Annotated in this window: 12 protein-coding genes; 4 read left to right on the forward strand and 8 right to left on the reverse strand. The window is 49.8% G+C overall.

The genetic code is table 11. The features are described from left to right. Positions 1–37 precede the first annotated feature (37 nt). From AC6R10_RS07790 to ykgO, 3 genes are all read right to left on the reverse strand, one after another. Positions 38–565 carry a cytochrome b gene (locus AC6R10_RS07790; protein ID WP_487901257.1) on the reverse strand — a complete coding sequence of 176 codons (528 nt, stop codon included), beginning with the start codon at positions 563–565 and terminating at the stop codon, positions 38–40. 163 nt (positions 566–728) lie between these two features. Then, the gene (locus AC6R10_RS07795) at positions 729–2,315 is read right to left on the reverse strand and encodes an AbgT family transporter (protein WP_500631715.1); all 1,587 of its coding nucleotides are present in this window, start codon (positions 2,313–2,315) and stop codon (positions 729–731) included. Between the two features lie 227 nt (positions 2,316–2,542). Further along, complete coding sequence (ykgO, locus tag AC6R10_RS07800; RefSeq protein ID WP_005380299.1) at positions 2,543–2,668, reverse strand: type B 50S ribosomal protein L36; 126 nt, start codon at positions 2,666–2,668, stop codon at positions 2,543–2,545. Positions 2,669–2,787: 119 nt separating this feature from the next. On the opposite strand from ykgO, the gene tsaA reads away from it, so the two are divergent. Both tsaA and AC6R10_RS07810 read left to right on the forward strand, forming a co-directional pair. Then, positions 2,788–3,483, forward strand: coding sequence for a tRNA (N6-threonylcarbamoyladenosine(37)-N6)-methyltransferase TrmO (tsaA, locus tag AC6R10_RS07805; RefSeq protein ID WP_500671918.1), 696 nt, complete (start codon positions 2,788–2,790; stop codon positions 3,481–3,483). 109 nt (positions 3,484–3,592) lie between these two features. Beyond that, on the forward strand, positions 3,593–5,308 hold the full coding sequence (locus AC6R10_RS07810) for a proline--tRNA ligase (protein ID WP_500631717.1): 1,716 nt from the start codon (positions 3,593–3,595) through the stop codon (positions 5,306–5,308). A gap of 82 nt (positions 5,309–5,390) precedes the next feature. Here the strand turns inward: AC6R10_RS07810 and AC6R10_RS07815 are convergent, their stop codons facing one another. Together AC6R10_RS07815 and lpcA are read right to left on the reverse strand one after the other, a co-directional pair. Beyond that, positions 5,391–6,236 carry a class II glutamine amidotransferase gene (locus AC6R10_RS07815; protein ID WP_500626565.1) on the reverse strand — a complete coding sequence of 282 codons (846 nt, stop codon included), beginning with the start codon at positions 6,234–6,236 and terminating at the stop codon, positions 5,391–5,393. A 35-nt stretch (positions 6,237–6,271) separates the two neighbouring features. Further along, positions 6,272–6,847, reverse strand: a complete 576-nt coding sequence (gene lpcA / locus AC6R10_RS07820) for a D-sedoheptulose 7-phosphate isomerase (protein WP_334554503.1) — start codon at positions 6,845–6,847, stop codon at positions 6,272–6,274. 321 nt (positions 6,848–7,168) lie between these two features. Here lpcA and fadE point away from each other — a divergent pair, with 321 nt between their 5' ends. Continuing rightward, positions 7,169–9,622 carry an acyl-CoA dehydrogenase FadE gene (gene fadE / locus AC6R10_RS07825; protein ID WP_500671919.1) on the forward strand — a complete coding sequence of 818 codons (2,454 nt, stop codon included), beginning with the start codon at positions 7,169–7,171 and terminating at the stop codon, positions 9,620–9,622. Between the two features lie 239 nt (positions 9,623–9,861). Here fadE and AC6R10_RS07830 read toward each other — a convergent pair whose 3' ends face one another. Both AC6R10_RS07830 and dnaQ read right to left on the reverse strand, forming a co-directional pair. Next, positions 9,862–11,112 (reverse strand): TIGR03503 family protein, encoded by a 1,251-nt coding sequence (locus AC6R10_RS07830; RefSeq protein WP_500671920.1) that lies wholly within the window; start codon positions 11,110–11,112, stop codon positions 9,862–9,864. An 8-nt stretch (positions 11,113–11,120) separates the two neighbouring features. Then, positions 11,121–11,864 (reverse strand): DNA polymerase III subunit epsilon, encoded by a 744-nt coding sequence (gene dnaQ, locus AC6R10_RS07835; protein ID WP_500626562.1) that lies wholly within the window; start codon positions 11,862–11,864, stop codon positions 11,121–11,123. Positions 11,865–11,919: 55 nt separating this feature from the next. Between dnaQ and rnhA the strand changes: the two genes are divergently transcribed. Next, positions 11,920–12,384, forward strand: a complete 465-nt coding sequence (gene rnhA, locus AC6R10_RS07840; RefSeq protein WP_500671921.1) for a ribonuclease HI — start codon at positions 11,920–11,922, stop codon at positions 12,382–12,384. A gap of 26 nt (positions 12,385–12,410) precedes the next feature. On the opposite strand, the gene AC6R10_RS07845 is transcribed toward rnhA, so the two are convergent. Next, positions 12,411–13,148, reverse strand: coding sequence for a class I SAM-dependent methyltransferase (locus tag AC6R10_RS07845; RefSeq protein WP_500671922.1), 738 nt, complete (start codon positions 13,146–13,148; stop codon positions 12,411–12,413). Positions 13,149–13,154: the final 6 nt, after the last annotated feature.

The raw sequence follows: 13,154 nt of genomic DNA on the forward strand, positions 1-13,154 counted from the left end.
TGTTCTAGGAGCATTCTCTGCAGTCTGTCATTGTGGATTATTTACGCCCCAACATACGACTCAAAGTGCCATCCTTATCGACCCATTGATGCTTAAGCGCCGCCGCAATGTGGAGCACCAAGGCAGCAATGATGATCTTAGGGGCAAACCCATGCACTGCACCCCCTAGAGATTGCAGCCACTCTATTTTTTCCCCTGCAGCAAGGATCTCGACGCCAAATACCTCCAGTGCTCGCCCGCCGCCGACGCTCATGGCGATGCCTGAGATAGGCATCAGTAGTGTCGCCAGCATCAAAATGCCATGAATCGACTTGGCTAGAATCTCTTGTACTCGGGTCAACACCGCCGAGCTTTCAATCGGCCCTTCTTTGAGTCGCCACGCCACGCGCAACACAGCGATCAGCAAAATAATCACGCCAAGGGATTTGTGAATCCCCATTAACTCGCCTTTGGCTGGGCTTCGCTCCATTTGCTCAAGATACAAGCCAAGGCCTAACACGCCAATAAAACCAAGGCCCGTTAACCAGTGAAAAAAGAGGGTGGGTTTAGAATGTGGATTGCTCATGATGACGCTCTCTTATTAAAAGTATGCTGTCTATTATCTGGTCACCCTAGCCATCAATCCAGAGACTTCTAAGTAAAAAAACGTAAAGAGCAAAAAACGTAAAGAGCAGGCAAAAAAAAGCCGAAGCAAACGCTTCGGCTAAGGAAAAGTGTGAGTCTATCGACTACGGCGTGTAGTAGGTCGCCGCGCCCGGACCAACAGGTAGACCAAGGATGAAGACCCATACGTAGAAGAGTATACTCCAACCAACGATAAAGCAGATTGAGTACGGCAGCATCGTCGCGATGAGAGTACCGATACCGAGATTCTTCATGTAGCGCGTTGCCACAGCGAGGATCAGACCAAAGTAACTCATCATAGGTGTGATGATGTTGGTCGTTGAGTCACCAATACGGTAAGCCGCTTGAATCGTTTCTGGTGCGTAGCCAACCAGCATCAACATAGGCACGAAAATCGGTGCGGTGACCGCCCACTGCGCTGACGCTGAACCGATCATCAAGTTGATGAAGCCGCACATCAAGATAAAGGCGAAGAACAGCATTGGGCCAGTAAGACCAATATTTTGCAAGAAACCGGCACCGGCTACGGCAAACACTTGACCAAAGTTCGTCCATTTGAAAAATGCAACAAACTGCGCAGCAAAGAAGACTAAGACAATGTACATGCCCATTGATGACATGGATTTAGACATCGCATCAATCACGTCACGGTCATTGTTCATCGTGCCCACTACGCGGCCGTAAACAAAGCCAGGAATCGCGAAGAAGACAAAGATAAACGCCACGATGCTCTTAAGGAACGGAGAACCCGCGACAGTACCTGTACTTGAGCGCAATACGCCATCTTCTGGAACGATAGTCCAAGCCAGCAGCGCCGATACCACTAGGATCGCAATACCTGCCAACTTCAAGCCTTTCTTTTCGATAGCCGTCAGGCTACCCATTTTGTCTTGAGACAGATCTTCCGCCGCTTCTTCGTCATTGTATTTACCCAGTTTTGGCTCAACGATTTTCTCAGTCACGAAGGCACCGGTAATGGCGATAAAGAAGGTGGAGACGAACATAAAGTACCAGTTCACCTCAGGACCGACGGTGTAAGTTGGGTCGATCATCTGAGCGGCGGTCTCGGTAATACCAGACAGCAGTGGATCCACCGTACCAATAAGCAAGTTCGCCGAGTAGCCACCGGATACACCGGCAAACGCCGCCGCCAAGCCCGCCAAGGGGTGACGACCCAAAGAGTGGAATAGCATCGCTGCCAGTGGGATCAGAACCACATAGCCTAGCTCAGACGCGGTGTTAGAAATGATACCAGCAAAAACCACGGTCACAGTAACCATGCGCTTAGACGCGCCCATCACCATACCGCGCATCGCGGCAGAAAGTAGACCCGAGTGTTCAGCGATCGCAACACCTAACATGGCGACCAATACCGTCCCGAGCGGCGCAAAGCCAACGAAGTTCTTCACCAGGTTGGTCACGATCAGTTGAAGGCCTTCAGCGTTCAGTAAGCTGACCACATGAATCATTCCATCTGCGGCACGACCGCTTGCCCCTTCAGGACGAGGATCGATGACTGACACTTCGAAGTACCCGGCAACGCCAGATAGCACGAGAATCGCGAGACAGAAAATAGCAAATAGTGTGATTGGGTGGGGTAATAGGTTCCCCAAATACTCTACCGAGTCAAGAAAGCGGGTAAAAATAGGCTTTTTCGGCGAGCTTTGTTTCATTGAAGCAGATGAACTCATCTGTTCCCTCCTTGTCGTTTTTCCTACGCTTTTGTGACAGGGCTGTCACAAAAGCTTGGGCAGAGTACTCGACAAGAAGGTCAATTAGAAATCCTAAATGTTACAAAACGTATCAAATAGAAGAATAATTAACCAAAAAACTTAGCTTACAATGAAAAATATCACTAATTAAACGATAAATATCAACATAAAAAACCACAGATAAAATAAACACCATCAATCATTTGTTACTTTTGCACCGCCTTAAAGCGAGGATTGGTTTTGCAGATCACGTATAAGCGCCCTCTTCGTTTAACGATTTGGCAATCAGGATGACGGCTTTTTGCACTCTTTAATGATTTCACGACTTTCATCTCTTAATTCTCCATTGATTGTTATATTATAACATATCAATTAATAATCATTATCAATAAGAAAAGCAAGCAAAATTTGTGATACTTTGCCGTATCAATCCGTACTGAAGACCTTAGCCATGTATTCCATAGAACCGATTGGCCTTATCGAAAGCCCTTACAAAGAGAAATTCGCCGTTCCTCGTCAACCTCGCTTGGTCCCTGCTGCGCGATCACGCGTCAAGCTGCAAGGGGCGGCCAATAGCCCTGAAGCCGTGCGTGGATTAGAGCAGTTTTCTCACGTGTGGTTGCTGTTTTTGTTTGATCAGAATCTGCAAGCGGGATGGAAGCCCACTGTGCGTCCGCCTCGCTTGGGCGGCAATGAGCGCATTGGTGTGTTTGCCTCGCGCTCGACATTCAGACCTAACGGTATCGGCATGTCGGCGGTCGAAGTCAAAGGGGTGAGCAAGCAAGGCGATCAGATCTATCTGGATCTGGGCAACGTCGACTTGGTCGACGGCACCCCGATTATCGACATCAAGCCCTATATCCCCTACTCAGATTCAGTGGCTGAGGCCAAAGGAGGCTACGCAGAAGCAGAGCCCGAAACCTCTCAAGTCCACTTCTCCTCGATTGCGCTAGCCACGCTCGACAAGCGCCACGATGCTGAGTATGTCAAAACCGTTATCGAACAAGTACTGGCGCAAGACCCTCGTCCGGCCTACAAAAAGAATAAGCCCGACGACAAGGAATATGCGGTAAATTTGTTCGATCTGAACGTCAAGTTCACCGTTCACGATAACTTAATAACAGTTACTGCGATTGAAAGCTTTTGACAACACTCTTTGGCTGATATTATAAGCGGCTAACCATTTTCCCTTTGTGGGATCTTCATACTTCAGCCTATTGGCTTGAGTATCTAACTTTACTAAACGGATAAATTGAATGCGTACCAGTAACTATCTTCTTTCTACTCTTAAGGAGACTCCAAACGACGCAGAGGTCGTGAGCCACCAGCTCATGCTCCGCGCGGGTATGATCCGTAAGCTGGCTTCAGGTCTATACACCTGGCTGCCTACTGGTCTGCGTGTGCTGCGTAAAGTCGAAAACATCGTTCGTCAAGAGATCGACAATGCAGGCGCCGTCGAAACCTTGATGCCCGTTGTTCAGCCGTTTGAACTATGGGAAGAGACAGGCCGCAGCGAGAAGATGGGTCCTGAGCTCCTTCGCTTTACTGACCGTCATACGCGTCCGTTTGTTCTAAGCCCAACTGCAGAAGAAGTGATCACTAGCCTAGTGCGCAACGAAGTGAGCTCTTATAAACAGCTACCGCTCAACCTGTACCAAATCCAAACCAAATTCCGCGATGAGCGTCGTCCACGTTTTGGCGTAATGCGTGCACGTGAATTCTGCATGATGGATGCATACAGCTTTGACATCGACAAAGAAGGTCTAGAGAAATCTTACCAAGCAATGCACGATGCTTACTGTAAAGCCTTCGATCGCATGGGACTTGAGTACCGCCCAGTACTGGCTGACTCTGGCGCTATCGGTGGTAGTGGTTCTCAAGAGTTCCACGTACTTGCGGAAAGTGGTGAAGACCTCATCGCCTTCTCGACTGAGTCTGATTACGCAGCGAACATCGAAAAAGCCGAAGCGGCCGCACCTGCTGGTGAGCGCGCTGAGCCAACTCAAGAGATGACGCTGGTGGATACGCCAAACGCGAAAACCATCGCAGAGCTTGTAGAGCAACACGGTCTACCTATCGAGAAGACAGTCAAAACGCTGTTCGTAAAAGCCTCTGACGAAGTAGACGCAGACATCATCGCGCTAATCATCCGTGGCGACCACGAACTAAACGAAGTGAAAGCAGAAAACTTGCCTCAAGTTGCTGCTCCTCTAGAGATGGCAAGCGAAGAAGAGATTCGCGCACTGATCGGCGCAGGTCCTGGCTCACTCGGCCCTGTTGGTCTTGAGTTGCCATTCATCGTTGACCGCACTGTTGCTGTAATGAGCGACTTCGGTGCAGGTGCGAACGTTGATGGCAAGCACTACTTCGGTATCAACTGGGGTCGTGACGTTGAGCTTGGCCAAGTTGAAGATCTGCGTAATGTTGTCGAAGGCGATCCAAGCCCATGTGGAAAAGGTACCCTAATGCTTAAGCGTGGTATCGAAGTGGGTCACATCTTCCAGCTTGGCAATGTTTACTCACAAGCGATGAACTGTGGCGTGCTGGGCCCTGACGGTAAGAACGTCATCCTGGAGATGGGTTGTTACGGTATCGGTGTGTCACGTGTTGTGGCTTCAGCGATTGAACAAAACCACGACAAATACGGCATCATCTGGCCAGACGCTCTAGCGCCTTTCCAAGTAGCGATCGTACCAATGAACATGCACAAGTCTGAAGAAGTGAAAGAAGCAGCTGAGAAGCTGTACGCTGAACTGACGGCTATGGGTATCGAAGTCCTATTCGATGACCGTAAAGAGCGCCCAGGCGTTATGTTCTCTGATATGGAACTGATCGGTATTCCTCACACTATCGTGATTGGTGACCGTTCAATGAAAGAAGGCAACTTCGAGTACAAGAACCGCCGCTCGGGAGAGAAGACGCCAGTCGCTATCGCTGACGTGATTGAGCACCTCAAGGCACAACTTAGCTAATACCGCTTAAGCGATACAAACAAAAAGGGTTGACGTGAAAGCGTCAACCTTTTCTATTTTGGACGTTTGCTCAATGGCGACGCTACTCCAAAGGCTCTGTCGGCGCTTGACTGGCGACCTTCTTCTCGGCATAAGCCACATCTACCAGCGCATCCGCATTGCCATCAATCAGCTCGCCAAAGTGAAAGATACCAAACTCACCCGGCTTCATCCGATGCCAGGTTTCATTGTCCGTCAGCGGTTGAGTAGCAATCACTGAGACAATATCGTTGGGCGTCGTCTCTTCTTGAAAGTTGATGGTGACATCTTCATCAATCAATGTCGCTTGCCCAAAAGGCGCGCGACGAGTGATCCAATACAGATGATTGGTGCAATACGTCATCACATACTCTCCGTCAGAGAGCAACATATTGAAGACCCCTTTCTCTTTGAGCATGTCACAACACATGGCCACAAAACGAAATACTCCCACCATATCGTGCGGTGGTTGTGGGTAACGATCTTCCATCTGCTTGAGCAGCCAACAAAACGCCATCTCACTGTCAGTTTGCCCCACTGGACGATGCCGACCTGTGTCCATCTGTTGGTAGTCCGTCAACTGGCCATTGTGGGCAAAAGTCCAGTAACGCCCCCACAGCTCGCGGGTAAACGGATGGGTATTTTCCAGATTCACACCACCACGGTTGGCTTGGCGGATATGGCTGATGACCGCGCGGCTCTTAATCGGATAGTTTTGCACTAACTCGGCAATTTTCGACTGACAGCTAGGGTTAGGGTCTTTGAAATTACGAAAACCTTTCCCCTCATAGAAGGTGATCCCCCAGCCATCACTGTGCGGGCCAGTTTTTCCCCCACGCTGCATTAAGCCAGTGAAACTGAAACAAATATCGGTCGGAACGTTGGCACTCATACCGAGCAATTCACACATGCTTCAAACCACTCCCTGTCAACGTGATGGCGTAATTACGCCATCTCCTTTTCAATCAATTGGATCACAATGTGGATGATTTTGATGTGGATCTCTTGAATGCGATCCGCATAGCCAAAATGAGGAACACGAATCTCGATATCCGCTACCCCCGCCATTTTGCCACCGTCTTTACCCGTCAGAGCGATGGTTTTCATGCCTTTCGCTTTTGCCGCTTCTATCGCCTTAAGAATGTTCCCTGAGTTGCCCGAGGTAGAGAGGCCAAACAGAACATCCCCAGCCGAACCGACCGCTTCAACATAACGAGAGAAAACAAAGTCATAGCCAAAATCGTTGCTAACACAAGAGAGGTGACTTGGATCTGAAATGGCAATCCCAGGGTAACCCGGACGATTTTCACGATAGCGTCCAGTGAGCTCTTCGGCGAAATGCATCGCATCGCAGTGTGAGCCGCCGTTACCGCACGAGAGCACTTTGCCCCCTTGCTTGAATGAATCGGCAATGAGTTTCGCTGCGGCTTCAATTTGAGCAATGTTGTGCTCATCACTTAAAAAGGCATTCAAGACGTTCGCCGCTTCAGTTAATTCACTTTTGATCAGATCGTGGTACATAGGGAATTCTCTAATTGTTATCTTCGATGGGGAAATTTAGCCACAAAGCTAAATACCATTGTTTACGAGTTTACTCGAACCATCCAGAGTGTCGATAGCTGCGCGTCAACTAATGCCAATTCCTCCCCCTACTTCGCCCACAAATTCAGCACGGACCGACAATTTTAGAATTTTCACTCTACTTAGATCACTTTTTAAGCACGATTGGGTTTTACATTTCATTAATGAGTTGTTTACACTCTAACTGGTTAGACCTCTTATAAGATAAACGACGTATAACCCTTAACCCTACATTTTGGGGCGTCGAAGAAGGAAATACACATGGACATCTTGCTCTCAATATTAGGCTTTACGGTGGTACTGGCGACCTGCTTGTACCACCGCAGCTCCTTAATCCTTTCACTGTTTGCGTTAACACTGACGATGGTCGTGCTCTCCATCTGGGGCAGCGCAGGATCGTTGAGTTGGATACTGTACATCGCCGCCACTGCGGTTTTGGCCGTTCCATCGATTCGTCAGTCTCTGATCAGTAAAAAAGCCCTTTCTCTCTTTAAGAAAGTGCTGCCCGCCATGTCTCAAACCGAAAAAGAAGCGTTGGATGCTGGTACGGTTTGGTGGGAAGCTGAGCTTTTCAAAGGCAAACCAGACTGGAACAAGCTGCACGACATTAAAGCGCCAACGTTAAGTGCCGAGGAGCAAGCTTTCCTCGATGGCCCCGTCAATGAAGTGTGTGCGATGGTGAACGACTATCAGGTCACTCACGAGTTGGCCGATCTGCCACCGCAAGTTTGGCAGTACCTAAAAGACAACAAGTTCTTCGCAATGATCATCAAGAAGCAGTACGGCGGGCTTGAGTTCTCTGCCTACGCTCAGTCGCTGGTATTGCAAAAGCTCACTGGCGTCTCAGGCGTGCTCTCTTCTACCGTTGGCGTGCCTAACTCATTGGGCCCGGGCGAACTGCTACAACACTACGGCACCGACGAACAGAAAAACTACTATTTGCCACGCTTAGCCGAAGGTAAAGAGATCCCTTGTTTTGCACTGACCAGCCCAGAAGCAGGCTCAGACGCCGGCTCCATTCCAGACTTCGGTATTGTCTGTAAAGGCGAATGGGAGGGCAAAGAAGTCCTCGGCATGCGCCTAACTTGGAACAAGCGCTACATCACGCTCGCCCCAGTCGCCACCGTTCTCGGCCTCGCCTTTAAATTGCGCGATCCAGACGGCTTACTCGGCGAGACGGAAGAACTTGGCATCACCTGCGCGCTGATTCCCACACACCTAAAAGGGGTGGAAATAGGCAATCGCCACTTCCCGCTCAACGTGCCTTTCCAAAACGGCCCGACACGAGCCAATGATCTGTTTGTACCTTTAGATTTCATCATTGGTGGCCCATCAATGGCCGGTCAAGGTTGGCGCATGCTGGTCGAATGTTTGTCTGTGGGTCGCGGGATCACCTTACCGTCGAACTCAACCGGTGGCATTAAGACGGCGGCTTTGGCAACTGGTGCGTACGCACGTATTCGCCGTCAATTTAAACAACCGATTGGCCAGATGGAAGGCGTCGAAGAGCCATTAGCACGTCTAGGTGGCAACGCGTATGTGATGGACGCGGCCAGCAACCTGACTGTCGCGGGGATTGATTTGGGTGAAAAGCCCTCGGTCATCTCAGCGATCGTGAAGTATCACTGCACCCACCGCGGTCAGCAAAGCATCATCGATGCGATGGACATTGTCGGTGGTAAGGGCATTTGTCTTGGACCGAAGAATTTCCTCGCGCGCGGCTACCAAGGCTCTCCGATTGCCATCACGGTAGAAGGGGCCAACATCCTCACCCGCTCCATGATCATCTTTGGCCAAGGGGCGATTCGTTGCCATCCGTTTGTGCTGGAAGAGATGAATGCGGCTTACTCTGACGCCTCCGATGCGCTTGATAAGTTTGATAGCGCGCTTGCCGGTCACGTCAGCTTTACCCTGAGCAACCTTGTGCGCAGTGTCTGGCTGGGTGTTACCGATGGCCGTTTCTCCAGTGCACCGGTTCAAGACAGCACGAAACGTTACTACCAGCAGCTCAACCGCTACAGTGCTAACATTGCCTTCTTGGCCGATATTTCGATGGCAGTACTGGGTGGTTCGTTGAAACGTAAAGAGCGCTTGTCGGCTCGCTTGGGCGACATTTTGAGTCAATTGTACTTAAGTTCAGCCACGCTGAAACGCTTTGAGAATGATGGCCGCATTAGTGATGACTTGCCATTGGTTCACTGGGGATTGCAAGACAGCTTGAAGCAAACCGAGCTGGCGATTGATGAGTTTCTCGCTAACTTCCCAAATCCTTGGTTGGGTAAAATCCTGCGCGCTCTGATCCTGCCTTTTGGCCGCGTTCGCCGAGCGCCGAATGACAAACTCGACAGCAAAGTCGCGCAAATTCTGCAAACGCCAAGCGCCACACGTGCTCGCTTAGGTCGTCATCAATACTTCGAAGCGAGTGAGTTCAATCCTGCGGGTAAAATTGAGCAAGCCTTGACGGTGATTTTAGAAGCAGAGCCTGTGTTTAAGAAAGTATGTAAAGCGCTCAATGAGCGTAAGCCTTTCTTGCGCCTAGATCTCATCGCCGATATTGGCCTAGAGAAAGGCATCATCGACACAAAAGAGGCTGAACTGCTACGCAGTGCCGAAGAGCACCGCCTCTATGTGATCAACGTCGATGATTTCGAGCCCAAAGAACTGGCGACCAAACCGGTTCGAAAGAGTAAGCCCAAAATCGTCGAAGTCGCCTAACGCGCGCATACTAAGCGTATAAAAACGACAAAGGGCAGCCTCGCTGCCCTTTGCTTTATCTCGCTATCCTTACTGCTAACTATCCTTGCTGCTGACTATGCTTACTGGTAAATAGAAACCTTCGCTAAGCCGACGAGTTATCGTCACTAAGGTTGATGTTAGATTGATTGAGAGCATCACTCTTAAACACCCTCTATCAATGCTTGCCTGCATAGCGCTGCCGCAACAGCTCTTACGGATTACTTCTTCGGCATCTCAAGCTGCATTTCCGGCATCGCTTCTTTCTTGGCTTTGAGCTTACGCATAACAAACCAAACCACCAGCCCCAACAAAATCGCAATTAGGTTGCCGACACCGATAATGATCATACTCTTGGTTCGCTGGGCTTTTCTAAACTCAGCCAACTGCATCTCTTCCATGATTTTCTGCTGCTTGAGACGTTCCTCTTCTTGCAGACGACGAGTCTCAGCAATATCGATGTCTTCGACCACACTGTAGGTGTGTTGATTCTTGGCAAAAATCAGAGGACGTTGCGAGCCCAACTCGGTGGCGAAAGTCTTGGAGGACCATTGGTAATTGCCCAGCGTACCGTCATACGGCACTTCAAGCTCAAAGGTACTGCTTTCCGGCTCCGAAGCCCCTTGCACGCTAACCACATTGCCCTTCGGATCAGTATGGTCGACAAACCCAGCAAGACTGCCTGGCATGATCATCCCCATCTCACCGGAGAACACGACGCGATGAGGCTCACCAGAGACTCGTGATTGAATGAAGGTCGTTTCCAATGGGGTGGGATAAACCAATACCTCTTGCTCTTGAGCACGCAGGAACACACCATTGCCGGAGGTAATGCGCACGCGATACTTACCCGGCGCGCTGGTAATGGGTAGCGACACCGTAAACACGCCATCGCCCGCCACTTCGTCGAGCCCTTGACCATCATCAGCAAACACACCGATCTCTTCTGGCACCGGACGCGCCTCTTTGACTAACTGATCTTCATTCTCAACATACTTGGTGAAGGTCACTTTCAGTTGGACACGGTCCAAAAAATCACGCAAAACTAATGGTTTTTTATCCGCCGTCAAGCGAGCGGTGAACTTCAGCTCTTCCCCTTGATAGAGGCGGTTGGGCAGTACGTCAGTGGCCAGTTCAAGATGAGAAATCAGAGTAATTTTGTTTTTAGGCGTGACTTTACCGATCGCCTGCCAAGGGCCGGGCATTGGGTTATCAATCGAAATGATGTCCATCGCCGACTCTTGATACCAACGCACATTATCTGGGCTGCGCCAGGCGTAATATTTCTTACCATCAGGGCGCACTAACACCACAGGTTGGGAGTTTTGCGCGCGGTAGATAACAAAGGTGATTTGCTTGATGGTGGGGTCGACTCGAAAACGGTTATCGAGCAGAGACATTGAGGACTCTTGCGCTGCAAATCCTAGACAACTGAATACCATGCCCACTAGGGCAATCCAACTCCTCAACATCCCTTCTCCTACTGACGCCAGAGGCTGCTTGCGCTCTTCTCGACGATATCTAATCTTTTATTGTGTGCTTCTAGTTCATCGGCCGTTGCTTTAATTACCTTTAGCGCTTTTCGACCACTGGCGACGCGTTTTATTGACTCACCTCCCACATCACCGTCACTGGCGCTGCCGGGATTAAATTGCAAAGAGGTCTGCCCACCGGTCATCAACAGGTAAACGTCGGCGAGAATCTCCGCATCGAGCAAAGCGCCGTGCAAGGTACGGTGTGAGTTATCTATGCCGTATCGCTCACACAAGATGTCCAAGTTGTTGCGCTTACCAGGGAAGATTTTCTTCGCCATCGCCAGCGTATCGGTGACTTTGCAGTAGTCTTCTGTTTTACCAATATTTGGGTCTAATAAGGCAAACTCATTGTCCATAAAGCCGGTATCGAAGGGCGCGTTGTGCGCCACCAATTCGGCCCCTTTGATGAACTCAAGAAACTCTTGGTGGATAGCGTGATACTCGGGCTTATCAACCAAAAACTCATCTGTAATACCGTGTACTTCTATCGCGTCTGGTTGAATCTCGCGATCGGGCTTAATGTAGACGTGAAAGTGTCGTCCTGTCAGCTTACGATTAATGATCTCAACGGCACCGATTTCAATAATGCGGTGACCAATATGCGGCGCGCCGCCTTCTCGGTTCATACCTGTGGTTTCGGTATCGAGTACAACGATGCGGCCGTATTGCGAATTGCTGCTGGTATTCATAACAATATCTATGTCAGACTATGTCTCTAAGTGATTAAACCAATAGTACCAAAACATGACGAAACAGGTGGAAATTTTCACAGACGGTTCTTGCCTTGGCAACCCTGGACCCGGTGGTTATGGCGTTGTCCTGCGTTACAAACAGACGGAAAAAACCTTAGCCAAAGGCTATACCCTCACCACCAATAATCGCATGGAAATGATGGCTACCATCGTCGCTCTCAAGGCGCTCAAAGAGCCTTGTCATGTCATCCTCACCACCGATAGCCAGTACGTTCGCCAAGGCATCACGCAATGGATTCACAACTGGAAGAAGCGTGGCTGGAAAACCGCCGACAAAAAACCGGTAAAAAATGCCGATTTATGGCAAGCGTTAGATGCCGAAACCGCACGTCACAACGTCGAGTGGCACTGGGTGAAAGGCCATGCCGGGCACAGAGAAAACGAGATGTGCGATGAGCTAGCCAGGACCGCCGCAGAAAACCCAACCGAAGAAGATACAGGCTATCAGCCGAGCTAACGGTGCCTTATTCTTCAATACCGCAGCTATTGCTTAGGGTTGAGGGAAATTTTGTAATTGACGCCCAGTGGCGTCAATTTTCGTTTAAGCTTCCAGCGAGGTTTTATCGGCTTGAGCGGGTAAGTCCGCTTTCTTGCCACGATAAAATAGAGGCTACCCATCGGCCGCGCCCACTCCCCTAGGCTATTTTCCATCCAAGTCCAAAACGTTCGATAGCTTTGCATCGGAAACAGAGCGTAGCGATCGCACTCAATCACTTCATAATTGAGTACGCCCAGCCAATCTTTAATGCGATTGGGGGTAAACATCCGGCCACTCCATGGCAAGTTGTGCTTGCGCCATGGCATCAGGCTTGCCAAGCCGGTCAAACTCAGTGGGTTAAAACCGGTCAAAATCAGATAGCCATCATCCATCATCACTCGGTCAACCTCACGTAATAAGCGGTGCGGATCGTTACAATAATCGAGTTGGTGCGCCATCACGATGGCATCAAAGCTCTTTTCTAGAAACGGCAGTTGATAACCGTCAGCGATGACGTTATGCAAAGGATTTTTTATGTCGAGCTGGACTTGATGTTGAATATTGCAACTAAAACTGGTTAACTCACAGCTCAAGCCACCTAGCTTGAGCAGGTGATAACCAAACAGCTTCGGACACCATTCATCGACGCGAGTTTGGATAGACTCACTCACCCACTGGCCGTTTTTTAATTGCGTCCACGAATGGGGTTGTTCTAGCTTCTTCTTACTGCGGGCTGGCTTCATACTTAA

This window comes from Vibrio sp. R12-SG2-ISO1, assembly GCF_059834045.1.